This is a genomic window from Planctomycetia bacterium, assembly GCA_021413845.1.
Classification (GTDB): Bacteria; Planctomycetota; Planctomycetia; order Pirellulales; family PNKZ01; genus PNKZ01.
In genome coordinates, this window is sequence record JAIOPP010000120.1 from 1 (window position 1) to 26,508 (window position 26,508).

Consider the following 26,508-nt stretch of genomic DNA (forward strand, 5'->3'; position numbering starts at 1 on the left):
CAGCTCCTAGCTCTTACCGGTCGCTTTCAACAACCGATCGTAGAGTTCATACGCTTCGACGCCGGCTTCGTCGGCCTCGGCCGTGAAGTAGGCCTCCAGTTTGGCGAGCGCCTCGTCGTTCCGTTTGTTCTTTTCGGCAAGCCGGGCATGGTAGTACGATTCCAGGGCCGGATCGGCCGCGACTTTGAACGCCTTCTCAAACGCAGCCGTCGCCGGCTCGATGCGCTCGGCGCGCAGAAACGTTTCGCCGATCAGCAGGTAGGTGCGCCCTTTTTCACCTTCCAATTGCGTCTTCGTGCGACCGCGAATCCCGTAGTCTTCCGGTTTCTGCAAGGCTTGGAGAACTAAAGCGAAGGCATCGGACGCTTTCTCGAACTTCTTTTGCCGCGCGTAGAGTTGGCCGATCATCAACTTCAATCGTACGAAACCGACGGTCTTTTCCTTGCCTTGATTAAGGGTCGCGGCTTTTTCGTAGAGCTCGGTCGCTTGCTCGAGTTTTTCATCTTCGGCAAGGAATGCCGCGAGGCGCTCCAGCAGTTCGGGATTCGCCGGCCCGACCTCGGCCGCCTTCAAGGCATAGCGAATCGCTTCTTGATGCCGCTCCAGGCTCCAAGCCACTTCGACGATCTGCCCCAACACGGCCGTAGAATCGGGATCGAACCGCAAGGCTCTTTGGTAATGCTTCAACGCCTCTTCACGGTTTCCCTGCTGTTCGTACATCATCCCTGCGCCGTAATAGCTCAGAGCTTGCCGCTTATATTGGTCGGCTTCGGTCTCCGCCTTGCGGGGGACGAATGGTTCCGGGCGATCGTCCAACTCGATGGCCGACGGCAGGGGCTTAGCTCCATAGACCGTCGACCCGTAGCCTGCCCAAGCGAAACATAAGCTCGCGGCAACGGACGCGACTCGCGGATACCGGTTTTTCAAGTGATTGCTCCCTCTAGACGGTCGAAGCGGGTGCCTGCGAAAACCCGCAAGCCACGCCGCCCGGCCGCAAAGCCGACGGCACCCGATTATTTTAATGAACTACGCCAAGCCCCGCCACCTGCGATTCCCCATGTCGGGAGCCAAGCGAGGTCGCTTCGATTCAGATGCCCGCTTCGAATCGGGGAGATCGTGAAGCGATTCGTCGAAACGAGATTGAATGTGCGGGCCTGCCGCTCATAATAAAGTTCTGCGAAAATCGAGCTTTGCAGAGGCCCACGGCGACGAGTTCATCGACGCCGACGCGACGTTCGTCGCAATGCCGCGGCGATCGCCGTGAAGCCGAATGATGCCGGCTTGAATTGTCCTCGTGAATCTCAAGGAGCGTTCGTGAACTCGAACATGCAAGATCTCGGCGCGAAGACGATCAAATCGCTCGCTTGGCGGCTCACGTTGCCGATCATGTTCGTCGGCTTGCTGATGACGGTGTTCGGCATCTCGGCAGCGGTCTATGTCCATTGGGAATACCGCTCTCGCTCAGACTACGTGGCGCGCCAAGTCGCCGGCCTCAATACGCTGCAAAACCTTCTGATTGCGGAACGGGACCTGCGCTATACGCTGCGCGAGTTTCTTCTCAAAGGAGACGTCTCGGAAATCGACGCGGCGACACGTCTGCAAGAATCCATCGTGCGGCTGACCGACGAATCGGAAACCTTGGTCGGTTCCGAACGAGGTATGCAACTCGTCGCCCGAATTCGCGAGGGAGAAAAACTGGTTTACGTCGAACTGAAAAAGATTCGCGGCCTACCGCTCCCGGCTATGCGGCAAGAGGTGCTCAGTTTATTAAACGACATCCTCGAGCCGAAGCTGATCGTGCCGACTAAAGAATACTCCGATATGAAACAGCAATCGGTGCAGCTCGGGCTCGAACGAACCGAACAATTCGCGCAGATGCTTGTGATCACGATGACGAGTCTCGGGCTCTGCGGCGTCACGGCCGGTGTGCTTTGGGGCCTCGCGGCGGCACGCGGAATCGGCCGATCGCTCGTGGAACTGACCGTGCCGATCAAGAACGCGGCCGGGCAACTCAACGAAGCGGTCGGGCCGTTGACGGTCCACTCCCATTGGAACTTCAACGAACTTCCGATCGTGGTCGATCAGATCGCCGAACAGGTCGGCGAAGTCATCGAGCAGATGCGTGCATCCGAACGCAGAGCGGTGCGCTCGGAGCAACTTGCCGCGGTCGGACAACTTTCGGCCGGCATGGCGCATGAGCTTCGCAATCCGTTGACGTCGATGAAATTGATCGTGCAGAAGGCCAGAAAGAAGCCCGGCTCAGGCGATGAGATGAGCGGGCGGGACCTGGAGATTCTGGAAGAGGAGATCGAACGCTTAGAGCGGGTCGTCGGCGGCATCTTAGATTACGCCCGGCCGCCGCAAGCTCAATTCGATCGCATCGACCTCGTGGAAGTCGTACGTCGCAGCGCGGAGTTGATCTCCGACCGATTTCGGCGACGCGGAATGCAATTGGTCGTCGACCTGCCTGCGAGCCCTTGTTTCGTCTCCGGCGATCCGGCCCAGCTCCGCCAAGTGTTGCTCAACCTGCTGCTCAATGCGATGGACGCCGGGGAGAAAGGTCAAACCGTGCGACTCCGGTATCGCACGAAGTCGGCAAAGTCGCACGACTCCGACAGCGGCTCGAAAACGAATGCGGCGCATGTCGTGGAAGTCGCGGACCAAGGCACCGGGCTGCCGAAGGATCCGACGAAGGATATTTTCGAGCCGTTCGTCAGCACGAAGGAGACCGGCCTCGGTTTAGGGCTTTCCATTTCTCGCCAAATCGTTGAAGCTCATCACGGTTGCCTGCTGGCGGCCGACGACCCTCACGGCGGAGCCGTGTTCAGCGTTGAATTGCCGGTTTTCGGTTCCGTGGCGGTAGATTGCCCGCCGACGACCAAAAGCGTAGCGGCTGCGGGCGTATTAGCTCGCAGCTAGAATTATCGAGGCCCGGTAGATGTCGCTGTTGCTGATCGTCGACGACGAACCGAATATCCGCTATTCGTTTCGGGCCAGCCTCGAATCGTTGTTCACGAGCGTGGTCGCAGTCGAAACCGCGACGGCGGGGATCGCGGCCGTCCGCGACTTGCATCCCGACGTCGTACTGCTCGACGTCAATCTTCCCGACATGTCGGGCCTCACCGCTTTCGGCGAGATGCGGAAACTCGATCCACGCGTCGTCGTGATCATCATCACCGCGTTTACGACGACGCAAAAAGCGATCGAAGCGACCAAGCAGGGGGCGTTCGACTATCTCCTCAAACCGGTCGACTTGCAGGTTCTTACCGACACGGTGCGCCGCGGCGCAGAGGTGAGCCGGCTCAGTCGCGTTCCGGTCTCGTTCGATGAATCTCTGCCTTCCACGGAATCGGACCTGCTGATCGGTCGTTCCCCGTCGATGCAAGCGGTTTACAAGGCGATCGGGCGCGTCGCATCGCAAGACGTGACGGTCTTGATCCAAGGAGAAAGCGGCACCGGCAAGGAGCTCATCGCTCGGGCCATTTATCAACATAGCCGTCGCAGTCATCTGCCGTTTCTAGCGGTCAACGCCGCGGCGATTCCCGATGCGCTGCTGGAGACCGAAATGTTCGGTCACGAGCGAGGTGCGTTTACCGGTGCCGAACGGACGCGCATCGGAAAGTTCGAGCAGGCCGACGGCGGGACGTTGTTTCTCGATGAGATCGGCGACATGAGCGCCGCCACGCAGTCGAAACTACTGCGAGTTCTGCAAGAGCGGACGTTCGAGCGCGTCGGCGGTGAAGAAACGCTGACGACCGACGTGCGCTTGATCGCGGCGACCAATAAAGATTTGGACCAAGCGGTCGAACAGGGGCATTTTCGGCAAGATCTTTATTACCGACTGAACGTCTTCATCATCCGGCTTCCGTCGCTTCGATCGCGATTGGAAGACTTGCCGATGTTGATCGATTTCTTCATTCGAACTTTCAACGTCGAACTGAATCGGACGGTGCGAGGCATCTCCGACCAAGCGAAGCTCGCCTTGCAACGGCACTCTTGGCCGGGCAATGTTCGAGAACTGCAAAGTGCGGTTAAGAGTGCCATCGTACATGCGACCGGCGATGTCTTGACGATCGACTGCTTTCCGGAGTCTTGCCGTAGCGGCACGGATGCTCTACCCGTTCCGGAAGGGCCGTCCGACGCCACGCTCGACGTCGGACGAATGGTCGAAGACCTATGTTCTCAAGGCCACAGCGACATCTATCGGCACATCCACGCCGAAGCGGATCGATTGCTGATCGAATGCGTGCTTAAAAAGTCGCAAGGAAGTCAACTATTGGCAGCCGAATTACTCGGTATTTCTCGCACGACGCTCCGAGCAAAACTACGAGCTCTCGGACTTTCCATCGAAAAGCATTTGCTTACGGAATCTGATCACGGGGAATAGATTCTGGCCGGCGATAGATGTCTGCCGCTGAATGTATCGGGGTTTAATATATTAAACCTGCGTTAATTAAGACGCGGAAAGCCCATTTTTCCGGCAGTTCGCTTCGCTCATGGCTTTCTCATCCGATCGCTCTACCAGCGGCATGAGCTTTGCTTTCTACGATTAGAACTCGAATCCAGCTCGCTTCGCTGTGCTCGATGGCCCGAACTTTCGGCCCCCACCTTTTGCTCGGTTAGCGCCTTCCAACCGAATCCTTCCCCTATGGCTAAACGCAACCCTTCCCGTCCTCAAACGGCCGAGTTCTCTAAGGCCGAACAGCTTTTATTGCTGCTGGAAAGTAGCAGTGCGGCGCGCTGGGCAGGGCTGGCGATCATTTCGGTCCCGGCGTTGTTCGTCGTCGCCTTGTTTTGGTGGAACGTCCGAACGGAAGACGTCGCGTATCAAAACCGTCGCGCGGCCGTAGCCCCGGGAATCGTCGCAAGCGTCGAAGGAGTCGCGGCTCCGGCTCCCACTCCCGATTCCCCGCTCATGCCTGCCGAATTCGATCGGCAAGACGGCATGCTGCTAGGCTGCAACGAGCTTGTGATCTACCATCCGCGATTGATGGTGCAAATGATTCAAGCCATGGCAGGCAAGCTTGAAATCTACGGCTTGATCAACGACGCCATCCAACAACAGAAGGTCGTATCGCTGTTGGAAGAAAACGGGCTTCCGGCCGATACGGTTCAGTTCCTAGAAATCACCGCTCGCGGCATGTGGGTTCGCGACTTCGGCCCTAAGTTCATTCGCAACCAATCAGGCGGCCTCACGATCGTCGACTATGCCTATCTAGACCGCATAGCGACGGACGGCCGGGTACGCCCGGACGACGACAAAGTGCCTGCGAGAATCGCCGAATTGTTTCACATGCCCGTCATGTCTCTCCCGCTGTCGATGGAAGGGGGCAACGTCCTCACCAACGGTTACGGCCTTTGCATCACGACGAACCACTTGGTGGCGGAGAACGAACATCGCAGCTATTCGTTCGAAAAGGTCGGGCAGTTGCTCGGCGAAGCCTACGGACAACGGCAATGGTCGTACATCGATCCTCTTCCCGGCGACCCGACCAAGCATGCCGACACGTACGTGACGTTCCTCTCGCCGACCACGGTCGTCGTGGGTTCTTGCGATGCGGCACTCGACCCTGCGGCTGCGGCGACGATGGACAAGACCGCCGGTCAATTGACGTCGGTAACGGTGAACGGCCAACCGCTGCAAATCGTCCGTATTCCGATGGTCATGAAGGGAGACGGCATCAGCCGCACCTATGCGAACTGTGTCCTTGCGAACGGCACGGCACTGATCCCGCAATATGCCGACGTCGACCCAAGCATCAATAAGCAAGCCTTAGACATCTACGCTCGGGTACTGCCGAACTGGAAGATCGTCGGCATCGAATGCTTGGAACTCGCGGTAAAAGGGGGCGCGTTGCACTGCGTCACATGCAACGTACCGTCGCCGAGCTTGCTGCCGCTTGAGCTTCCCGCTCCTTAAAGTCGTCGCCCTTACTTCTTAAAGCGGCCTGGCATCGTAAGACCGCTTCGATAACGGGCGACAAGCGGCGTTTCTTCGGGTCATCTCTCGCAGCGATTCCGACTGCGGTTCATACATGCATAAAGCACGACTGTTGCTTCGCCGGCGCACATAACTTAGACTGGCTGCAGCCCGCCATCGTAGGTTCTGTCGATACCTGACAAGCCTTCCTCCCGGAGAAGTGCCATGCATCGTGAAGGATGCCATCGGCCCGACCACCCAGCCATCGGCCGTCGCGAGTTGTTGCACGTCGGCGGACTCGGCCTGCTCGGCACCGGGCTTGCCGACCTGCTGCGATTGGAATCGCAGGCCGCGGCCGCAACCGCCTCTCCGGTTCGAGCGAAGTCGGTTGTCTTCGTATTTCAATCGGGCGGGCCCTCGCAGTTCGAGACTTTCGACCCCAAGCCCGACGCCCCGGCCGAGATTCGAGGCGAATACGGCACCATCGCGACGAAACTGCCGGGCATTCGCTTTTGCGAATATCTACCCAGGCTCGCGGCGCGCTCGGACAAGTTCTCGATCGTTCGCACGATGCACCACACGGCCGATCGCTCGGTGCGCAGCGAACACGCCGGCGGTCACTATCTGATTCAAACCGGCACCACCGAGCTTCCTCCCGGCGACACGCTGCAAACGATCGCCAGCCCGCGGCAGGGTCGCGCGATATGGCCAAGCATCGGTTCGATGATCGCGTATGCCGCTCCTCCGAGCGCCGCGGTCGGTTGGCCGGCGGTCGTCGAGATCCCGCGCGAAAAAGGAGTGACGAAATACGGTCGCGATCCCGGCTTGCTCGGTCCCCGGTTCGCGCGGTGGACCGTCGACCTTGCGCCGACCTGCAACAGCAAGGACCCCGGCGGCTCATGCCCGAATTGCTTCTCTCACGACACTCCGAACGATCCCGCCCGGGCTCCCGGGCCGGGTCCGAACGCTTGGTGGGACAACTCCAGCTGCCGCAACCCGGACTTTCACCTCCCGCAATTCGGCGCTAAGGAAGCGATTTCCATCCCGCAACTCTCCGGCCGGGTCGAGCTCGTTCGCTACCTCGACTCGCTGCGCCGCAGTGCCGATGTCTTCGCCGCCACGCCCGAGTCGACCACCTGGGACGCCTACTCGAAGCAAGCGCAGCGGCTTGTGCTCGCCTCGCATCCGGGAAAGCAGAACCCTTTCGACCTCTCGCAAGAGACCGATGCCGTTCGCGATCTCTACGGCCGTGAAGAATGGGGCCAAGCGCTTCTCGTCGCTCGCCGGCTCGTCGAGTCGGGAGTGCGCATGGTGCAGGTCAACCTGCGCGGTTGGGACACGCACCAAAACGCGTTCCGCGATCTCAAGGGGCATCTCTTGCCGTCGCTCGATCTTTGCCTCAGCGGCTTCCTCGACGATCTCGCACAGCGCGGCATGCTCGACGAAACGTTGATCGTCATGTGCGGCGAAATGGGACGCACGCCGCGCGTCTCGCCGATCGTCGTCGGGGGGAAGAACGTGGCCGGCGACATCTTCACTCCCGGCCGGCATCACTGGGGCGACGTGTTTCCGTGCCTCGTGGCCGGCGGCGGAACCGTCGGCGGACGGATCATCGGTCAAACCGACAAACACGGCGGCCAACCGGTCGGCGAGGCCTACACGCCGGCCGATCTTGCAGCGACGATCTTTCGCCAACTCGGCATCGGCCCGGAGCGCGAGTTTCACGATGCGCAAGGTCGAGCCTACGCGATCTACCGCGGGCAACCGATTGCGGCGCTGATGTAGAGCCGGCTCCGATGCGAGCGGCGTCTAGCGCGGCTTCCGTTTGCCGAGGCCGGCGGGTGCCTTAGCGGCGGGCTTCTTCTCCGGCGTTTTCTCGGCCGGCTTCTTAGCCGGAGCGGGAGCAGGAGCAGCCTTCTTGGCGGCCGGGGCTGCGGGAGCCGAGGCCTTCTTCGCCGCCGGAGCAGCGGGGGCGGCCTTCTTTTCGGCATCGGCGGGCTTCGCCTTTCCGTCGCCGCCCTTAGCCTTCCCTTCGGGCTTCGCGGCAGGCTTGGCTTCGGCCTTGCCGTCCGGCTTCGCCGCGCTCTTCGGCGGAGGCGTCGGTTCCGGTTCCGGCTTCTTGTCGTTCTTCGAGGGCCGCTTCGGCAAGCGCGCCTTCGCTTCCGGGTCGACTTCCAACAAGATCTTGTGCAAGTTCGTCGAATACGGATTGGCGTTGTAGTCGGCCGAGAGTTGGTGCAAGAGCGACCCGAACTCGATCCCCTTGTTCTTCGGGATCGCACGCTCCATGCCCGCACATCCGGCCTTCGGCTTGTCCGCTTCGCCGACGAGCGCAAACACGGCCAGCGCTCCCATCGCACCGGTATCCAACGGCACGGCGTGGCCGCCGAGCGACGTTTGCGTCACATAGTTGACGACGAACGGCGAGACCCCGTCGTACGACGAAAGCTTCTGCACCGCTTGCCCGAGATTGAGCTTCTTCATCGGCTCGAGGTCGAACGAATAATTGGCCTCGAACACCGCCTGAAGCGCGCGACGCAGATTGTTCGCGCCGGCTTCGGCGTTCGGTAGCGCCTTCATGACTTCGGCCAACTCCTTCACCGTGCTGACGCGGACTTCGTTCCAGTCGAAGTAAGCGGTCGAGACCGCTTGAAACGCGGCTTCGGCAGGGCCGAACGGCGCGTTCTCCAAGCAGCATGCGAAGAGCAAGTTCTCCAGCAGCGTACGCCCGGACGGCGGATCGACCGACTGGTAGTGCTTCTTCAGAACTTTGTGAAGTTTCGTGAGGACGGCGGCGCGATTGACGGAAGCCATGGTTTGAGCGAGGTCGGTGGGAGGAAAAATAAATAAAGCCGGTTCGTGCGAACGGGCTCTAACCATGTTCGAACTTAGACTCGGGAGCGGTCGGCGATTCGTCGGGCACTTCCCCCGACGCTTCATCGGTCGTTTCGACGACTTCCGTTTCGTCTTCGATAATTTCATCGTCGTCCTCGTGACGAGCGACGAACGGGTCGTCGGCCTTAGGCAGGACGCGACGAAGAATGCGGTCGATTTCCAGCGTGTTCTTCACCCCTTGATCGAAGATGAACTCTAAGCGGGGCGTGTAGCGCGTGTCGATGCGGGTGGCGATCTTGTGCTGCAGGAAACCGGCCGAGCTTTGCAAGCCGTGCAACGCGAGGCGCTGCTGCGTCTCTTCGCCCATGATCGTGACGTAGACCTTGGCTTGCTTCATATCCGGCAAGACCTCGACCTTCGTGACCGTCACGTGCTGCACGCGCGGATCTTTCAATTCCGACAAGATCGCCATGCTGACGACCTCGCGGATCGCCTGGGCGGCTTTGAGCAATCGGCGAGATGTCATGGCGATAAAGTCCGGGGAATACGAAGCGAATCAAACGACCTACGTGCGGGCAAAGAGGGGGCGGCGAAGCTTACAGCGTGCGCGCCACTTCCTCGACCTTGTAGGACTCCAAAACGTCCCCTTCCTTGATGTCGTTGAAGCCGGCCAACTTGATGCCGCACTCCATTCCTTCGCGTACTTCACGCGTATCGTCTTTCTCGCGCTTCAGCGTATCGAGGGCGTAATCGCCGACGATGCGACTGTCGCGAATGATCCGGACGCGCGAGTTGCGCTCGATCGTGCCGGAAAGCACTCGGCAGCCCGCGACCGTGCCGACTCGGCTGATCGCAAACGCCTTCTGCACCAAAGCCCGACCCAACTCGATCTCGCGTTGCTCCGGCTTGAGCATCCCTTCCAGCGCCAGCTTCAAATCGTCGCTGACTTTGTAGATGATCTCGTAGCGGCGAATCTGCACGCCGCGATTCTCGGCCATCAGGCGGGCCTTCATATCCGGCACGACGTTGAACGCGATGATGATCGCATCCGAAGCGTCGGCCAAGTAAACGTCGGCCTCGCTGACGCCGCCGACCGAAGCTTGCAGAATCTTGATCTGCACTTCCGGATGCGTGAGCTTGCTGAGTTCCTTCTGCAACGCTTCGATCGAGCCGCGCACATCGGCGCGGATGATGAGGTTGAGCGTTTGCACGTCTTCTTGATTGCCGAGCTTCTCGAACAGCGTTTCAAGCGTGGCGTGGGCAGGGCCCATGCCGAGCGTGGTCGAGCGTTGTTGCACCGCGCGCTTCGTCGCGATCTCACGCGCCTTGGCGATATCGTCGACCACGTAGAAGTGGTCGCCGGCGTTCGGCGGAACATCCAGACCGGTGACGGTGACGGGCATCGACGGACCGGCTTCTTTGAGTTCTTCGCGTGTCTTCAGCGTGTCGTAGAGCGCCTTCACACGGCCATGCGCCGCACCGCAGACGACGACGTCGCCGACTTTGAGCGTTCCCTTTTGCACGATGCATTTCACCGACACGCCGCGGCCTTCGCTCATGTCCGCTTCCAAGCAAGTGCCGTAAGCGTCGCGATGCGGGTTGGCTCGCAGGTCGTGGAGGTCCGAGATCGTCAGCAAGGTTTCCAGCAGTTCCGGCATTCCCTGACCGGTTTGCGCGCTGACGCGCACCAGTTCCGTATCGCCGCCCCATTCGGTCGGTTGCAGGCCGGCCGTGACGAGTTGCGAGAAGACCCGATCGTAGTTGATGCCCGGCAAATCGACCTTGTTCAAAGCCACGACGATCGGCACCCCGGCCGCGCGGGCATGGCTGATCGCCTCTTCGGTTTGCGGCATCACGCCGTCGTTCGCCGCGACGACGATCACGGCGATATCCGTAACGTTGGCACCGCGCGCCCGCATTTCGGTAAACGCTTCGTGGCCCGGCGTATCGACGACCGTAATCGGTCGGCCGTCTTTTTCGATGCGATAGGCGCGGATGTGTTGGGTGATACCGCCGCTTTCGCCTGCGACGACGTTCAACCCGACCAAGCGATCCAAGAGGGATGTCTTGCCGTGGTCGACGTGGCCGAGGAACGTCACGACCGGAGCGCGAGGCTCCATCTCGTCCGGGTTCTCGTCCAGTGTCTCCATCGAGGCGAGCAATTCCGCCTCCGCATCGGGCGGCTGCTTCATTTCGATTTCGATGCCGAACTCGACGGCTAACATTTCGACCGTTTCCGCGTTCAGTTCGGTGTTGATGTTGCCCGGCATGCCGAGTTGCAACAATTTCATGAGGACTTGCGGAGCACGCACGCCCAAAGTTTCGGAGAAGCTCCGGACGGTACAAGGGAACTCGACCACGACTTTCCCCTTACGTGGAGCGGCGGTATTGGCGCCCGTGCTTTGCAACGTTCGGCGGCGCGAAGTGTGATGAATCCGCTTCGGTGCCGGAACGTCTTCCTCGAGCCCCGTGATGGCGTTGATCCGTTTGGCCGGAGCATCGTCGGGCTTCTTCTTCCGTCCGAGTTGGCGCTGTTCGCGCAGCGTCAGAGCGTCGCCCGTAGGGACGCCCTTACCGCCGACGCCGGCCTTACGAGCCCGTTCGCGGGCAGCGTCATCCATCGGCATCGGCGATCCAGCGGCCGGACGATTGCGGGCCGCGGCCGCAGCGGCGGCACGTCCGGCAGGGGTCTTCGCAACTGCTGCCGCATCGATTTCCGCTTTGCGGCGATCTTCGTGTTTCTTGAGATGAGCCTGCAACGGCTTGCCGCCGACCTTCGACGCTCGAATAGCATCCATCGGCAGCTTTAAGTCCGGCTTTTGCGGAGCCGGCTCGTTCGAGGTCACCGAGGCCTTCGGTTGCTCGACGGCAGGCATTCGGCCCACGCGCACCGACGCCATACGGGGCTTTTGATCGGCGGCCTTTTTCGGCCCGTCGACCTTCTCGCTCTTGTCGCCGCGCATCAGCGGGCGCGAGAGCGGAGACCGGCCCATCGTGCCACCGGGAGCCATGTAGTCTTCGCGACGCATGGCCGGTGGTTCGGCCGATGAAGTCGAGGAGGCGGCGATCGCCGGGGGTTGCGAAACCGGCGCGGCCGGAGCAGGGGCCGGCTTCACGGGTTCCACGGCCGTCGGAGCCGGGGCCGATTCCACTTCGGTAGGAGGTTCGACGGTCGGCGACGACGAGGCGGCGCTCTTTTTATCCGAGGGAGATCGCAACACCGGAACGCGTCCGGTGGCTTTGGGGATGACCGGCGCAATGGGGGCGGTGAGCGGAGCGGACAGCGTAGCCGACGCCGCAGTCGCCACGGCGACCGGCGCAGAAGCGGCGGCTGCTTTCGCGCCTCCGCCGGCCATGAAGTTTTTTACTTTGACGACTTCTTCTTCCGTCAAACTGGCGAGCGCCGACCCTTTGCCCGGCACTCCTGCTCTCGTACAAATATCGACGAGAACTTTACTGTCGAGCTTCAGCTCTTTCGCTAATGAATAAATCCGAACGACCAAGCGCTATTCTCCCTCGGGACCACGCCGAGGCTTAATGCCCGACGTGACGATCCTGATACTTCGATCTTCTCTATTTTAGGGCATCGCTCCGACCGCGGAGACGACGTGCGGCACGAGGTACCGCGGCTTCCCTGTCGGCGGCAATGCCGCGGCCAGGGTCGGCATCGGCGTTAACCGCCGGCCGGTGTGCCCCCTTCGCCCTCGACGCCGTCCGTCGCCGCGGGTCCTGATTCCGAAGCCAAATTCTCTTCCACGGCAACCGAGCCTTGAGTCTCGCCTGCGGCAGCCCGTTCGGCAGCTTCCTTCGCGTCGATCTCCGCCGTCACGGCGTCGATGCGCTGTTGTTCACGTTGTTTGCGGCGTTGTTCGGCCGCGGCGACCTCGGCCTCTTGAGCACGAGATTCCGCCAAGCTCGTAATGCCTTCGACCTGTTCGGCCGTGAGGCCGCTCATTTCCATGAGGGAATCGGGCTCGATAATCGAGAGGTCGTCGTACGACAAGAAGCCTTCGCCGACCAGCTTTTCGGCCAGCCCTTCGTCGACTCCTTCGATCGTGCAGAACCCGGCGACGGCCCGTTCGATCTGCTCGTCGAGCTCTTCGCGGGTCATGATTTCGATGTCCCAGCCGCACAGCTTGCTGGCGAGACGCACGTTCTGCCCGCGACGACCGATCGCCAACGACAATTGATCTTCGCGCACCAACACGATGGCTCGCCCGAGCATCGAGCAGAGGATCACCTCTTCGACTTCGGCCGGCTGCAAAGCGTTGGGAACGAGCACTTGCATGTCTTCGCTATAGCGCACGATATCGATTCGCTCGCCCGCCAGTTCATCGACGATATTCTTGATCCGATTGCCGCGCACGCCGACGCAGGCTCCCACGCAATCGACGCGCGGGTCGCTCGAGCTCACAGCCACCTTCGTGCGGTAGCCCGGCTCGCGAGCCATGGCGCGGATCTCGATGACGCCGTCGCCGATTTCGGGAATCTCTTGCTCGAACATCCGGCCGACGAGCGCGGCGCGCGTCCGGCTAAGAATGACCTTCACGCGGCTGCCGGCCTTGCGGACTTCGCAAACCGTGGCGCGAACCCGTTCGTTGGGATGATGCGTTTCGCCCGGAATTTGCTCGCTACGCGGCAAAATCGCTTCGCAATCGGGCAGCGTGACGGTCGCGGTGCCGTTCTCGTAGCGCTGCACCATGCCCGTGACGAGCTGGCCGATTTCGCGGTCGTATTCGTTGTAGAGGGCGTCGCGTTCGGCTTCGCGCACCTTTTGAATGATGACTTGCTTGGCGGTCTGAGCGCCGATGCGACCGACCGTTTCTTCTTGATCGAGCACTTCGCCGTTGAGCGTAGCGCTGATCGAGCCGTCGGTCCGGCTGATCGAGATCGTGATTTGTTCGTTTTCGCCGTAATGCTTCTTCGCGGCCGAGACCAGCGCCGACTCGATGGCGAGAAAGACTACTTCTTTGTCGATCTTCTTTTCGCGATGGATCGCGTCGATAATCCGCAACAGTTCCTGCGTGTTCATCTCAACTCACTTACGCCCGCAACGGGCTTCTGAAAACCGAATTGTCGAATTGTGGGAAAGTCCGCCGGATTGCTTGCCGAGCACCCTCCATTTCCAAGGCTGACTGAGCCGAACGCATCAAAGTGCTCGGATCATACGACCTTTACTACCACGAACCAACTACCGTCATCGAATCGCGTCGCTTGAAACCCACTCCGGATCTCGCAGCATCGCGCTCGATTTCATCTAGGAAAACACCGCGCCGCAGGGTCTCACCGAGCACCCTGACGAGCGATTTTCCCTCACCGACTTGGAATTAACATATCGTTTTACCCTCTCACCCACCCATCTGTCGACCGCCAATCGCCCTCCGACCTTGGAAAAGGGCCAAGTTTCCGGGCCGGCGAATCGGCCGTTCGCAAACCTCATTTTACGTCTGTCCCGTTCGGGAGGACAGCCTGCGCCATCAGCCAAGCTTCTCCGCCAGAGCAGGGTTTTACGCGGCATTGCCCACACGCTCCGTTCCCCCAAGCCTTGTTACCGCCCGACCACCGAGGCCGGCAGATGGACCAACGGGACACGCTATTTTGCAGAAGGCCGTTCTATAGCGATGCCGGCTCGCAAGACGGTTTCTCGCACCACGGCCATCGTCTCGCGCTGCCGCCGTTCCACGTTTGCCCGTCCCTGAGCCGCGAGGGCTCGCGCTGCGGCGGGGGCTTTCGCCAGCGACAGGACCGTCGGCACGAACCGTTCGACGTCTGCCGGGGCATCCATGTCGAACAGCCAATCGCCGAGACCGATGTCGCGCCACATGAGGCCTTTGCTCGTCTGCTCTGCGAACCGCCCGACGATCGCCGGCACTCCCGCCCCGATGCAGAGAATCGGCGAGTGCATCTCTAGGCCGAACAAGCCGGCGCTCAGCGTATAGGTGCTGAGCGCTTCGTCGGTCAGCCAGTATCGATCGCGCCAGACGGTCTTAGCCTTGACGTCGCTCGGCAACTTGTCGAAGAGCATCTCCTTGCCGATCGCGACTTGGCTCCGGTCTTCCGGACAAATAAGCACCTTCATCTCCGTCTCATGCACGACCGCTTCGATCGCCGCGCGGAGCGGTGCGTGATCGTGCTCCTTCATCGCTTCGTTGCGCGCGTGCTTGCGATCGTCTTCCACCGTCATTTTTCTCGGATGAACGACCCAGTAGGGTGTGTACCGATAACGGGGAATCACGCAAAGAAACTTTCCCGCTTCCAAGCCGGTGTCGGCGAGAAACCGCTGCGCCGAGGCATCGTCGCGCAAATCGACTGCGAAAGCGCCGTCGGGACCGAACTCCATCACCGGCGATTTCACGCCCGCTTGTTTCGCTCGTTCGAGCGAGACGGAATCGCGAAAGTAAACGAACTCGGCACCGCTGAGCAACTCGACGGTTTCCTCGTCGAGCGGCCCCTGCGTGATCCCGTAAATCCCATAAGGCTTGCCGGTCTCGCGCCGCCAGCGAGCCACATCCTTGCGGCCGACCAGTGCCGGCCCGGAGCTATGCAAGAAGAAGTCGCACTCGACGAGTGCCTGCGCTTGCGATTCAGCCCCCTCGACGAACTTCAACTTCGGAAACCGCCGGAGCAACAATTCCTTCACCCCGGCGTCGATCTTGCTCGGCCAAAGATACACTTCGGCCTCGGGAACGTATTTCTCCAGCAGCCGCAACACGCCCGGCGTATGGGCGATGTCGCCGATATTGACCGTCTGCCACGACGACCGGAGCACGATCTTGCGCGGCTTCGGCTCGGCGGCGAAAAGGGCCGCCGGTCGATACGCCGCAGTTGCGGTGATCGCACCGATACTTTTGATAAACGTTCGGCGATCGGCCGGCGTATGCATCGTGCGTCCTCTGTGGTTTCCTGGTGGCGACATTCCGTCGCACGCCCCCCGATCATAATGTTCTCCGCCTTCCACGGCCCGGAAAAAGCCCCGAAATCGCCACCGGCCGACAATTGATCGCCGCGCCGATTCCGACTACGTTGTTGTTCGTGATAGCGCAGAGATCGCTCCCGTTCTGCATCTTATTATCCCGCCCACCCCTTAGAGCACTCCGTTATGAAGCTCCGTTTTTCCACGTTGCTGTTCAGCCTAGCAACGATGCTTACCACAGGCGTTGCCTCGGCCGATGTCAAACTTCCGGCCATCTTCACGAGCCACATGGTGCTGCAGCGTGATCTGGCGAACCCGATCTGGGGAACGGCTGCTCCCGGCGAAGAAGTCACCGTCACGATCGGCGATCAAAAAGTCGCGACGAAAGCCGGCGACGACGGCAAGTGGCGCGTGAAGCTGGCGCCCCTGGGCCTCGGCGCGCCGCTCACGCTCACCATCCAAGGCAAGAACCAAGTCGTGATCGACGACGTTCTCGTCGGAGAAGTTTGGGTCTGCTCCGGTCAATCGAACATGCAATGGGAAGTCGCTCAATCGACGAACGCCGAACTCGAAATCGCGACGGCCAAGTATCCGCAGATTCGCTTCATCAGCGTTCCGCAAATCGGCACGCAAGAACCGCAATCCGACTTTAAGGGTTCGTGGAGCGTTTGCTCGCCGGAAACCGTCGGCAAGTTTTCGGCCGTCGGCTACTTTTTCGGTCGCCAACTTCACCAACAACTCGGCGTGCCGGTCGGACTGATCGACGACGCCTGGGGCGGCTCGGCCTGCGAAGCCTGGATCAACCGCGATAAGCTCACCAAAGACGGCCGCTTCAGCGAGCTCATCGCGATGTGGGAAGAAAAGGAAAAAGGCTACGACAAGGCCAAGGCCGATGTAGCCCACGCCGCCGCGATGGAGAAATTCAAGGTCGATCTCGAAGCAGCCAAGGCCGCCGGCAAGCCGCTTCCCCGTGCGCCTGGGCATCCCGGCAACCAATTCACCGGCAACTCGCGTCCGGGCAACATCTATAACGGCGTTCTCCTCCCGACGATCGGCTACGGCATCAAGGGAGCCATCTGGTATCAAGGGGAATCCAACGCCGGACGCGCGTATCAATATCGCGACCTCTTCCCGTTCATGATCAAGAACTGGCGCGACGAATGGGCCCAAGGAGATTTCCCGTTCTACTGGGTCCAACTCGCCGACTTCTTGGCCGTGAAACCGGAGCCGGGCGAAAGCTCGTGGGCCGAACTTCGCGAAGCCCAAACGCTGACGATGGACAAGCTCCCCAAAACCGGCGAAGCGGTCATCATCGACATCGGCGAAGCGGACGACATCCATCCCCGCAACAAGCTCGACGTCGGCAATCGCTTGGCTCGCTGGGCCTTGGCTAAAGACTACGGCGTGAAGGTCAACTACCAAAGCCCGCGCTACAAAAGCATGGAAGTCGCCGACGACGGCAAAGTGACCGTCACGTTCGATCACGTCGGCTCCGGCCTCACGACGGTCGAATCGAAGGATGTGAAAGGCTTCGCCTTGGCCGGGGAAGATCAGAAGTGGTACTGGGCCGAAGCCGCGATCAGCCCGACGGCGAACAATCAAGTGATCGTCTCTTCCGCCAAGGTGAAGAAGCCGGTCGCCGTGCGCTACGCCTGGGCCGACAACCCGATCTGCAACCTCAACAGCAAGGAAGATCTTCCGGCCACGCCGTTCCGCTCCGACGATTGGCCAGGCGTGACCGCGAACGCCAAGAAGTAAGCACTCCGCCCTTTTCCCGTTGAGCCGCCGAGCGAGCGAACTCCGCTCTGCTCGGCGGCTCAAACGGTATTTCACTCCTCGCATCCCTCGGACATTCTCCGTCATGAAAATCATCCTCGCACTCGCCCTGCTGTCGCTTGCAATGGTCCCCACCGTCGAAGCCGCCGATGCTCCCGCCGCGGCGAAAGATGCCCGCGTCTATGAGATGCGCGTCTACTACGCCGCCCCCGGCAAGCTCGATGCCCTCAACGCTCGCTTTCGCGATCACGCCGTAAAGCTCTTCGAGAAACACGGCATCACGAACGTCGGCTACTTCACTCCGGTCGACAACAAAGAAGAAAAGCTCGTCTACTTCCTTTCCTATCCCGATCGCGCCGCACGCGATGCTTCGTGGAAAGCGTTTCTGGCCGATCCCGAATGGCAGAAGGCCTACAAAGCTTCGGAGATCAACGGCAAGCTCGTCGCCAAGGTAACGAGCGTGTTTCTCCAAACGACCGACTACTCGCCGGCGTTGAAGATCGAGGCCCCGGGCAATCGCGTGATCGAGCTCCGCACCTACATCGCGAGCCCGAAGAACCTGGAGCCTCTCAACGACCGTTTCCGCGAACACACGATGAAGCTGTTCGAGAAGTACGGCATGACGAACCTGATCTACTGGAACTACATGGCCGATCAGAAGAACGCCGATACGATGCTCGTCTACTTAATGGCGCATAAGAGCGTCGATGCAGGCAAGGCCTCGTTCGATGCGTTCCGCAAAGACGCCGATTGGCTCAAAGCCCGTGCCGCATCGGAAGAAAAAGCCGGCGGCTCGCTGACGGAAAAAGAAAACGGCGTCCAATCGGAGTACCTGATCCCCACGGACTATTCGCCGCTCAAGTAAGCAGAAGCAGCCGTTCCTGAAAGTAGTAGGCACGTTCCACGTGCCGTAACCACACGGGCCGTGGCGGCGAAATCGAGGATCGGGGATCGAGCGACGTCGCACGACTACGAAGCGCGACGCCGCGCCGCGATGTGTTGCGTTAACGAATCCGCGACTGCGGGGCATCGCTCGTCGAGGCTACGGCACGTGGAACGTGCCTGCTACTTTTCGGCACGTTCCACGTGCCGTTTTCGTTTGATCTGATAATCTCTAGGGGCCATGAGTTCTTCGCCCCTCCCGATCGACGACGTCCTCCCTCAACTCCTCGCACACTTGCGCGCTCGGGGCGCGGTCGTCCTCAAAGCTCCCCCTGGTGCCGGAAAAACAACGCGCGTTCCGCCGGCGATGCTCGACGCCGGCCTGGCCGATCTGCCCAACGGTCGCCCCGGCCGGATCATTCTCTTGCAGCCGCGGCGTGTGGCGGCGCGAGCCTCGGCCGCGCGGATCGCCGAAGAGCGGGGCGGCGAAGTCGGCGACGAGATCGGCTACCAAGTCCGGTTCGAGCGCCGCGCCTCGGGCCGCACCCGCATCTTAGTTTGCACCGAAGGGGTCTTCCTCCGGCAATTGCAAAACGATCCGTTTCTCGATGGGGTCGCGGCCGTCGTGTTCGACGAGTTCCACGAACGAAGCCTCGACAGCGATCTCGCTCTGGCGATGGTGCGCCGCGTGCGCGAAGAAGTGCGGCCCGACCTGCGGCTCGTCGTCATGTCGGCCACGCTCGCCGCCGCGCCGATCGCGCGCTATCTCGACGATTGCCCGACCGTCGAAAGCGTCGGTCGCGCATTCCCGGTCGACGTCGAGTACCTGCGTCTCCCGTCGAACGACTCGATCGAGCGGCTCGTCGTGGACGGCGTGCAACGCTTACTGACGCGCACGCGCGGCGATCTGCTCGTGTTTCTTCCCGGCGTCGGCGAAATCAACCGCGTGCAAAGCGATCTCGAAGCCACGGCCGCGGCCGGCGACTTCGCGCTGCTTCCTCTTTACGGCGACATGCCGCTCGACGAACAACAGCGCGTCTTGCGACCGACGCTGCGCCGTAAAGTCGTTCTCGCGACGAACGTCGCCGAGACGTCGCTCACGATCGACGGCGTCACCGGCGTGGTCGATTCCGGTTGGGCCCGCGTCAATCAATACGACGCCCAACTCGGCTTGAACCGACTCGACACCGTGCGCATTTCGCATGCCTCTAGCGAGCAACGAGCCGGCCGCGCAGGACGGACGGCGCCCGGTGTTTGCTTCCGCCTCTGGACCGAGCGCGAACAAAACTCGCTCCGCGCTTTCGAGCGGCCGGAGATCGAGCGGGTCGATCTTTCGGAAGCGTTGCTGCAACTCTTGGCCTGGGGCGAAAGCGATGTCCGCGCGTTCCCCTGGTACGAGCCGCCCCCGAGCGCCGCCGTGGAACAAGCCCTCGCACTGCTCGACGCGCTCGATGCCATTAGCGACGGCAAAGTGACCGACCTCGGCCGGGCGCTCGCGAAGCTTCCGCTCCAGCCCCGGCTGGCCCGACTCTTGCTCGAAGGAGAACGCCTCGGCGCACCGCAGCGCGCGGCTCTCGCCGCCGCGATGCTCTCCGAGCGCGATCCGTTTCGCCGACGCGGGCCGAGATTCAAAGCCGAACATCATACCGATTCCGATACCCTCGATCGGCTCGCGGCCATCGAAGCGTTCGAGCGTTCGGGCCGCCGCGATTCGCAAGTCGGCGAGTTGCTGATCGGCCCGGCCAAGCAGATGCTGCGCGCCCGCGATCAATTGCTCCGCTCCGTCGACTCAGGTTCCAAACAAGGCTCCGCCGAGGGCGACGACGCCGTGTTGCGTGCGCTCGCCGTGGCGTTTCCCGATCGAATCTGTAAGCGACGAGAACCGAAAGGTAGACGCGGGGTGATGGTCGGCGGGCGCGGCGTACGGCTCGCCGACGAGAGCGCCGTGGCCGATGCGGAGTTGTTCGTCGCCGTCGAGCTGACCGAGTCGGGCCAAGCGGAAACTCTGGTTCGCCAAGCGTCCTTGGTCGAGCGGACGTGGTTGCCGGAGACGCATTTACAAACCAAGATCGAAGTCGCATTCGACGTCACGCGCGAGAAAGTGATGGGAGTGCGACGAACGAAATTTCTCGATCTGATTCTTGAGGAAACGCCGGCTGCGATTCCGCGCGACGTCGACTGCGGACCGATCCTCGCCGCCGCGGTCGCCGAGCGCTACGACCCGACCATGTTCATCGACGACGACGCGCGCCGCTATCTCGCGCGGCTCCGCTGCCTGCGCGAATGGTTGCCGCAAATGGATTGGCCCGACTTCGGCGCAGAGCCTTGGCGCGAGGTCCTTCCCGGGTGGTGTGCGGGGCTTACCGGCGTCGCCGATCTCCGCGCGCATTCCCCCGTCCGCGTGCTGCAAGCGCGGCTCACGTCGCAACAACTCGCGGCCGTCGAGCGCGAAGCGCCGGAAAGAATCGCGGTGCCGAGCGGGAGCCGGATCACGCTCGAATACGAAGTCGGCAAGCCGCCGATCCTAGCAGTCCGCATTCAAGAACTCTTCGGCCTACGCGAGACCCCGCGCGTCGGCGGCGGGCGCATTCCGGTACTCCTGCAATTGCTGGCGCCGAACTATCGCGTGCAACAGATCACGCCCGACTTGGCGAGCTTTTGGAAGAACACGTACGCGGAAGTAAAAAAAGAACTCAAACGCCGCTACCCAAAACACGCCTGGCCCGATGATCCGACGGCGGCGCAAGCGATCGCTGGACCGGTTAAGAGAAAACCAGAAACCAGAAACTAGAAACCAGAATTCCGGAGCTTGAATTCGCTTCTGAACTTCTGGCTTCTAGTTTCTGACTTCTAGTTTTTTTACATATTCGTCCGATCGTCGATCTCGTTCGGGCCGACCAACGTGTCGAGCGCGCCCGCCAACACGGCGTGGTATTCGTTCGTTTCGGCGTATACGCGGCAAAGTCGATAGCTCATCGGGATGCTGCGATAGAGTTCATGGTCGCTCAGGTCGCGGATCTGGTTGCGAGCGCCGTCGAACAGGAAGTTCTGGCCTGCCGCAGGGCCGCGCGTGCCGGGCCGATGAACATGCCGCGCCAAGTCCACGCGCAACGGAATCTGCTTCAACTCGCGCGGCAGCAACTCGCGCAAAGCCTGCTCGAAAAAGTCGGCCTTCGAGAAGATCGTCCCTCGTTCGCCAAACGTCGGGCTCGAAAACACGGTTCGTTCGGCGGCCATCGTCCAGCGGCGTCGCCGCGCGAGCAAATCGGCCCAACGCTTGCCGACTTCGCGCTGCGCCGGATCTTCGCTCTCCGGCCAGCGCGCCACGTCGATCAAGAGCGACCACTCGGTAAAGCGCAGATAACGGTTCATATCCGCTAGCGGGCTCACCGGGAACAAGAACATCTTGCTTTCGCGAAACAAGTCCTCCAGCGAAAGATCGATCGCGCGCACGGTCCGATGGAAGTAGATCGAGCGAAACAACTCGGCTCGGACGCCGATGAACCGCACGAGCGCCGGCATCCCGCGCGCATGGATCGTCAGCCCTCGTTCCGAGAAGAACGAATAGTGCAACAGCCGGTCGAGATCGAACGCTTTGGTATTAAAGCCGGTCATGTAAGCGTCGCGCAATACGAAGTCCATATTGTCGACGGTGTAGATGCCGCAAAACATCGACCGCAAGAAGCGCAGCCAGCGCGGTGTCGTGCCGTCGTCGATTTCTTTCGGCCGAGTAATCAAAAAGCAAATCTGTTCGGGATCCAGCCGCTCGTCGTCGGCGAGCCGACTATCGGGATTGCCCCGCAGGCGGCGGAGCAGGGGGGCCAATTCTTGCCGAATGACGGCTGCCCCGAGCGTTTCGTGGGTCAGCCCGTAATCGACCAGGAGATGTTCGTCGAGAAAGTGGCCGAACGGCCCGTGGCCGACGTCGTGGAGCAAGCCGGCCATACGCATCAAGGTCGTCACGTAGCCTCGGCTCGGCACGTCGGGGCACACGGCCGCCAAGCTTTCGTAGAGCGCCGTGGTCGCTCGGCTCGCTAAATGCATTACGCCGAGAACATGCTGAAAACGGGTATGTTCGGCCGAGGGGAAGACCCACCAAGCCGTTTGCAGCTGATGGATTTGCCGCAGCCGCTGAACCCACGCGTGGTCGATGATATCGCGCTCGAAGATTTCGTCGCCTGAGCGATCGCGACCCGACGTGAACGGAATATAACCATGCACGGGATCGTGGCTGAGAGCTTCGTTTTGGAATTCACGCATGAGAGTTGCTGCGACACGAAGAACGATCGGATTAAGAAACGCTCCGGCAACTTTTTCGAACCTAAAAACAGGCCGAGCAAGGGAACCGGTCGGTATTCTCACCGCACCCGCCGTAGCTTACTAGGGGACCGTACCGCGAGGCACCCGATCGGCACTAGCATCGCCGAGTGCATGAAGTTAAACTTCGACGACGACCGACCTTGGGACGGCGCACGCCACCCCGTTGCCCGTCTCCCGACCGAGGCATTTTCGAGTTCCGCAGCACGACCGCTTGCCTTTCCATACACAATCCGAAATCTTTTTATCGCGACGAGCTACGGAGTTCGTCGTTCATGGAGGTTGACCGTGTTTAGCCGATTGTCGACTCGCTGGCGCATCGCGGCACTGATCGTTTGCGGAAGCGGGGCCTTGCTCACGGGAAGTTCGGCGGGCGAAGCGCAAGCCGCGGTCCCTGCCGCCGAGACGTTGATACCCGCCGGCGCGCGAGCTTTCGTATCGGTACGCAACACGAAGGACATCGAAGCCGCGGTTAAGAAGACCAAGTTCGGCGGCATCTTTAAGGAAGAGTCGCTCAAGCCGTTCGTGACCGACGTGCGAGCGCAGATCGACGCGAGAATCGCCGAGTCGCAATCGTCGCTCGGACTCGGCATCGAAGACTTCAAAAACCTCAGCGACGGCGAAGTTGCGTTCACGGTCGTCGACCTCGGCGCCGCCGCCACGGCCGATTTCCACGGCGCGACCGGAACCGCCGTGTTGGTCGACGTGACGGGACACGACAAAGAGCTGGCCGCGGTGCGCGGCAAGATCACGGCCGCACTCGGCCAGAAGAAGGCCGTCGCGGCGGCCTTCAAGACCGAAGCAGGAGCGGCGGGGATTCGCTACGACATTCCTCCGCCGAAGGAAGGCCATCCGACCGTCGTGATGGTCGAAGTCGCGCATACCACGCCGGCCGGAATTCTTTGGATAGTTTCCGACAGCCCGACGTTGACCGGAATCATCTCCGCGGCGTTCGCCGGTCAAGCGATGCCGTCGCTCGCGCAGAATGAAACCTTTCAAAAGCTTATGAAGCGGACGAATGCCGCCGCAGGAGAACCGGCTCCGCTGGTCGTCGGCTATGCCGATCCGCTCGGCTTAGCCGCGGCGCTGCGTGCGTATCAGTTTCCGCCGAAGAAAATCAAGCCTGATCCGCTGAAGGTCGCCAACGATGCCGGCCTCAATGGGATTCTCGGCGTCGGCGGTCAAGCGGTCGTCGCCAACGGCGACCTAGGAACGCTCTTGCGCGTCGGCGTCGTCACGAAGAAGCCGTATGAGAAGGCGATGCAAATGTTCGCGTTCCCGGTCGGGGCCGACTTCGTTCCGCAACCGTGGGTCCGCCAAGACATCGTCGGCTACACGACCCTGCATTGGGATACGATGCAGGCCTTCGATAACTTCGGCCCGATCTTCGACGGGTTTCTCGAACAAGCCGGCATCTGGAAGGAAGTGGTCGAGAGCCTCAAGACCGATCCCGATGGTCCGCAGGTCGATGTGCGCGGCGAGTTCTTCTCGCTGCTCGGCACTCGGCTCACGCTGATCGCCGACAAGAAACTTCCTCCGGCGCTCGACAGTTCGCAATTCTGTCTCGCGATCGAAATCAAGAAGGGTGCGAACGCCGCGGAAACGGAAGCCACCGAGAAAAAGCTGACCGAGACCCTTAGCAAAGCGTTTAAGGGAGACCCGAGCGTCGAGAAGACCGAAATCATTCTCGGCAACGGCAAGCTTGATGTGTGGAAGATCACTTCGACCGAAGAAGTTCCTCCGGCCGCGGCGAACCAAGCCGGCGTCGTCAACGGCGTGCGCGTCGTGTTCCGCGCCTATGTCACCGTACACAACGGCCACGTCCTGATCGGATCCGATCTCGACGCGCTCGGAAAAGTCATGGCGCCCGCCGAAGGGGGCGGGCTCGCCCTCTCTCCCGATTACGTCGCCGTGACGAACGTCCTCGGTAAATACATTCCGACGGAAGCCTCGCAGCCGATCGCGCTCGGGTTCAACCGCTCCGACGAGTTGCTCCGCGTCGATTACGAGCTCTTCAAGGCCGGCAAGATGGCCGGCTCGCAAACCTTGCTCGGGCGGCTCTTCGATCTCGTGTGGCGCGAAGCCGAGAAAGAAGGCCGGACCATCAAGGCGCTCGACGGCTCGAAGCTGCCGCCGTTCGAGAAGATCCAAAAATATCTGAGCCCGACGGGCATGATCATCAGCAACTCCGAAGACGGCCTGTTCCTGCTCGGCTTCACGCTGGAAAAGATTCCGGCTGCCGCCGCGGCACCGGCAGCTCCGCCGAAGTAAGCCTCGGCTGCGCCGCTCGAAAGTTCGATAATCAGCGTTTCGGCATCTCGGCCGGAAGTCGCAGTCGGGCCGATTCCCCGATCGGCCTAACTCCGCGAATCTTTCCTTGCGGCCTTACGCGGTCGATCACGACCGGCTCCGGCGTGATGAACGTGCCGACGTTGCCTGCTTCGTCGCGCACGTCGAGCTTGAGAAACATCCGCCCCGGCGTGCGGCTATCGATTCGCCACGCGTAGTACCCTTGGTTCGTCAGGCCCGAGGCGATCATCGTCCAAGGGCCGTCGGCAGCTTCGCTGAAGGCCAGCGCCGCCGGCCGCGACATGAGCGCGGCGTCTTTCGCATCCCAGCGCACTTCCAACTCGCCGGCATGCTCACCCGTGCCGACTTGCGCGGAGGTGATCTTGCAGTCGGGCTTCGTCACATCGACGCCGACCCAGACCTCGGGCAACTCGCCGGGTTGCGGTGCAGGGCCGCGTAAACCGGTCGTCGATTCGATGACCATACGGAAGCCGTACACCCCTTCGCGATCGACGATCACGACGTAAGGGCTCGTCGAGTCGGGATCGTTGCCGAGCGACGTCCACGACTTTCCGCCGTCGCGCGTTCCCCAAAGTTCGACCTTCGCGACTCCGGCCGTGCCGACCGATTCGATATCGTAGTCGAGTTCGAAGCGGCGCGAGTTCACTAGCCGCGGCTTCACCCCCGGCGGCGTCGGACCATCTTCGCCGGCGATCGAAGAAACTTTCGGCGGCTCTTTTCCGTTCTCGACCGGCCGCGCCGCACTCGGCTGAGAGAAATCGGACGAAGGGGCGGGCTTCGGCAACTGCGAGCCCGACGGGCTCCCGAAGCTGGGGCCGGGCTCCGCGCTGTTGCGCGCGGCGAGCGGGTCGTCGTTGCGGTTGTTCTTCGGCAGCGGTGTCGGAGTCGGCAAGAGCTCGGCATCGCCCGGCCCGATGACTTCGGCGACCTTGTCGCCGGCCTTATCAGCGGCACTTCGCGACGGGGCCGAGCCGCGGTTGTTCGGCGTCGAGGTCGGGTTGACTCCTTGCGAACGGCCGGGAGGAATCACTTCGTTGCCGCGCGGCGATTCGCCGCCGAACATGCCGGGACTATTATTCGCGTACGCGGGAGCGGCCCCGGGCGGAATCTGTTCGCGGCCCGGAAAGCTGCGAGCCATGCTCGGCGGATCGTTGCCGTTCGCGGCCGGGCCCACGACCGGGCTCGGTACGGCGGGAGGATAGTTCGATGAATGGGCGGGAGTGCCGGGCGCAGCGGGTTGCCAAGGGCCCGGGTTCTTCGCAGCCTGCGACGGCGCGGCAGGGCTTGGCACGCCGAGCGCCTGCGGACTCGAAATCGCCGGGAGTGCGTTCGGGTTCGTCGTCGGGTCGCCGGGGCGAGGATCGAGCTGCGACTGGGCCGAAGCTTGATTGCCGGCCGCATCGGTCACTTCGGCCCGCACGTAGAGCGGCGGAAGGGCACCGGCCGGAACGAACGAAGTCGTGCCGGACCATTTCCCGTCGGCTGCCGGTCGCGACGTCGGCACGACGATCGGTTGCCAAGCGGCGCCGCCGTCGACCCCTTGATAGGAAAGTTG

General features: G+C 61.6%; 16 protein-coding genes. 8 read left to right on the forward strand and 8 right to left on the reverse strand.

The window, feature by feature from the left end:
- Positions 1 to 6 precede the first annotated feature (6 nt).
- Positions 7 to 927, reverse strand: a complete 921-nt coding sequence (locus tag K8U03_21410) for a tetratricopeptide repeat protein (protein ID MCE9607453.1) — start codon at positions 925 to 927, stop codon at positions 7 to 9.
- Positions 928 to 1,314: 387 nt separating this feature from the next.
- Between K8U03_21410 and K8U03_21415 the strand changes: the two genes are divergently transcribed.
- From K8U03_21415 to K8U03_21430, 4 genes are all read left to right on the forward strand, one after another.
- Positions 1,315 to 2,919 carry a hypothetical protein gene (locus tag K8U03_21415; protein ID MCE9607454.1) on the forward strand — a complete coding sequence of 535 codons (1,605 nt, stop codon included), beginning with the start codon at positions 1,315 to 1,317 and terminating at the stop codon, positions 2,917 to 2,919.
- A 19-nt stretch (positions 2,920 to 2,938) separates the two neighbouring features.
- On the forward strand, positions 2,939 to 4,387 hold the full coding sequence (locus tag K8U03_21420; protein MCE9607455.1) for a sigma-54 dependent transcriptional regulator: 1,449 nt from the start codon (positions 2,939 to 2,941) through the stop codon (positions 4,385 to 4,387).
- 261 nt (positions 4,388 to 4,648) lie between these two features.
- Positions 4,649 to 5,920 (forward strand): agmatine deiminase family protein, encoded by a 1,272-nt coding sequence (locus tag K8U03_21425; GenBank protein MCE9607456.1) that lies wholly within the window; start codon positions 4,649 to 4,651, stop codon positions 5,918 to 5,920.
- A 225-nt stretch (positions 5,921 to 6,145) separates the two neighbouring features.
- Positions 6,146 to 7,705, forward strand: a complete 1,560-nt coding sequence (locus K8U03_21430; protein MCE9607457.1) for a DUF1501 domain-containing protein — start codon at positions 6,146 to 6,148, stop codon at positions 7,703 to 7,705.
- A 24-nt stretch (positions 7,706 to 7,729) separates the two neighbouring features.
- Here K8U03_21430 and K8U03_21435 read toward each other — a convergent pair whose 3' ends face one another.
- The 5 genes from K8U03_21435 to K8U03_21455 all read right to left on the reverse strand — a co-directional run bounded on the left by K8U03_21435 (position 7,730) and on the right by K8U03_21455 (position 15,638).
- The gene (locus tag K8U03_21435; GenBank protein ID MCE9607458.1) at positions 7,730 to 8,734 is read right to left on the reverse strand and encodes a hypothetical protein; all 1,005 of its coding nucleotides are present in this window, start codon (positions 8,732 to 8,734) and stop codon (positions 7,730 to 7,732) included.
- Between the two features lie 58 nt (positions 8,735 to 8,792).
- The gene (rbfA, locus tag K8U03_21440) at positions 8,793 to 9,281 is read right to left on the reverse strand and encodes a 30S ribosome-binding factor RbfA (protein ID MCE9607459.1); all 489 of its coding nucleotides are present in this window, start codon (positions 9,279 to 9,281) and stop codon (positions 8,793 to 8,795) included.
- A 70-nt stretch (positions 9,282 to 9,351) separates the two neighbouring features.
- Positions 9,352 to 12,258, reverse strand: coding sequence for a translation initiation factor IF-2 (infB, locus tag K8U03_21445; GenBank protein MCE9607460.1), 2,907 nt, complete (start codon positions 12,256 to 12,258; stop codon positions 9,352 to 9,354).
- Between the two features lie 170 nt (positions 12,259 to 12,428).
- Positions 12,429 to 13,787, reverse strand: a complete 1,359-nt coding sequence (gene nusA / locus K8U03_21450; GenBank protein MCE9607461.1) for a transcription termination factor NusA — start codon at positions 13,785 to 13,787, stop codon at positions 12,429 to 12,431.
- Positions 13,788 to 14,348: 561 nt separating this feature from the next.
- Entirely contained in the window at positions 14,349 to 15,638 is a 1,290-nt protein-coding gene (locus K8U03_21455) for a polysaccharide pyruvyl transferase family protein (GenBank protein ID MCE9607462.1), read from the reverse strand.
- Positions 15,639 to 15,854: 216 nt separating this feature from the next.
- On the opposite strand from K8U03_21455, the gene K8U03_21460 reads away from it, so the two are divergent.
- From K8U03_21460 to hrpB, 3 genes are all read left to right on the forward strand, one after another.
- The gene (locus tag K8U03_21460) at positions 15,855 to 17,426 is read left to right on the forward strand and encodes a sialate O-acetylesterase (protein ID MCE9607463.1); all 1,572 of its coding nucleotides are present in this window, start codon (positions 15,855 to 15,857) and stop codon (positions 17,424 to 17,426) included.
- A 103-nt stretch (positions 17,427 to 17,529) separates the two neighbouring features.
- Entirely contained in the window at positions 17,530 to 18,309 is a 780-nt protein-coding gene (locus K8U03_21465) for an NIPSNAP family protein (GenBank protein MCE9607464.1), read from the forward strand.
- Positions 18,310 to 18,567: 258 nt separating this feature from the next.
- Complete coding sequence (hrpB, locus tag K8U03_21470; GenBank protein ID MCE9607465.1) at positions 18,568 to 21,117, forward strand: ATP-dependent helicase HrpB; 2,550 nt, start codon at positions 18,568 to 18,570, stop codon at positions 21,115 to 21,117.
- 68 nt (positions 21,118 to 21,185) lie between these two features.
- Here the strand turns inward: hrpB and K8U03_21475 are convergent, their stop codons facing one another.
- Positions 21,186 to 22,586, reverse strand: coding sequence for an HD domain-containing protein (locus tag K8U03_21475; protein MCE9607466.1), 1,401 nt, complete (start codon positions 22,584 to 22,586; stop codon positions 21,186 to 21,188).
- Positions 22,587 to 22,931: 345 nt separating this feature from the next.
- Here K8U03_21475 and K8U03_21480 point away from each other — a divergent pair, with 345 nt between their 5' ends.
- Positions 22,932 to 24,914 (forward strand): hypothetical protein, encoded by a 1,983-nt coding sequence (locus tag K8U03_21480; GenBank protein ID MCE9607467.1) that lies wholly within the window; start codon positions 22,932 to 22,934, stop codon positions 24,912 to 24,914.
- Positions 24,915 to 24,945: 31 nt separating this feature from the next.
- Here the strand turns inward: K8U03_21480 and K8U03_21485 are convergent.
- The coding region (locus tag K8U03_21485) for a hypothetical protein (protein MCE9607468.1) at positions 24,946 to 26,508 on the reverse strand (1,563 nt) is incomplete at its 5' end.

Excerpts from the sequence above, each read along its gene's own strand:
- K8U03_21420 (MCE9607455.1), top strand. The coding sequence starts at position 2,939 with ATGTCGCTGTTGCTGATCGTCGACGACGAACCGAATATCCGCTATTCG.
- K8U03_21425 (MCE9607456.1), top strand. The coding sequence starts at position 4,649 with ATGGCTAAACGCAACCCTTCCCGTCCTCAAACGGCCGAGTTCTCTAAG.
- K8U03_21430 (MCE9607457.1), top strand. The coding sequence starts at position 6,146 with ATGCATCGTGAAGGATGCCATCGGCCCGACCACCCAGCCATCGGCCGT.
- K8U03_21435 (MCE9607458.1), bottom strand. The coding sequence starts at position 8,734 with ATGGCTTCCGTCAATCGCGCCGCCGTCCTCACGAAACTTCACAAAGTT.
- rbfA (MCE9607459.1), bottom strand. The coding sequence starts at position 9,281 with ATGACATCTCGCCGATTGCTCAAAGCCGCCCAGGCGATCCGCGAGGTC.
- nusA (MCE9607461.1), bottom strand. The coding sequence starts at position 13,787 with ATGAACACGCAGGAACTGTTGCGGATTATCGACGCGATCCATCGCGAA.
- K8U03_21455 (MCE9607462.1), bottom strand. The coding sequence starts at position 15,638 with ATGCATACGCCGGCCGATCGCCGAACGTTTATCAAAAGTATCGGTGCG.
- K8U03_21460 (MCE9607463.1), top strand. The coding sequence starts at position 15,855 with ATGAAGCTCCGTTTTTCCACGTTGCTGTTCAGCCTAGCAACGATGCTT.
- K8U03_21465 (MCE9607464.1), top strand. The coding sequence starts at position 17,530 with ATGAAAATCATCCTCGCACTCGCCCTGCTGTCGCTTGCAATGGTCCCC.
- hrpB (MCE9607465.1), top strand. The coding sequence starts at position 18,568 with ATGAGTTCTTCGCCCCTCCCGATCGACGACGTCCTCCCTCAACTCCTC.
- K8U03_21475 (MCE9607466.1), bottom strand. The coding sequence starts at position 22,586 with ATGCGTGAATTCCAAAACGAAGCTCTCAGCCACGATCCCGTGCATGGT.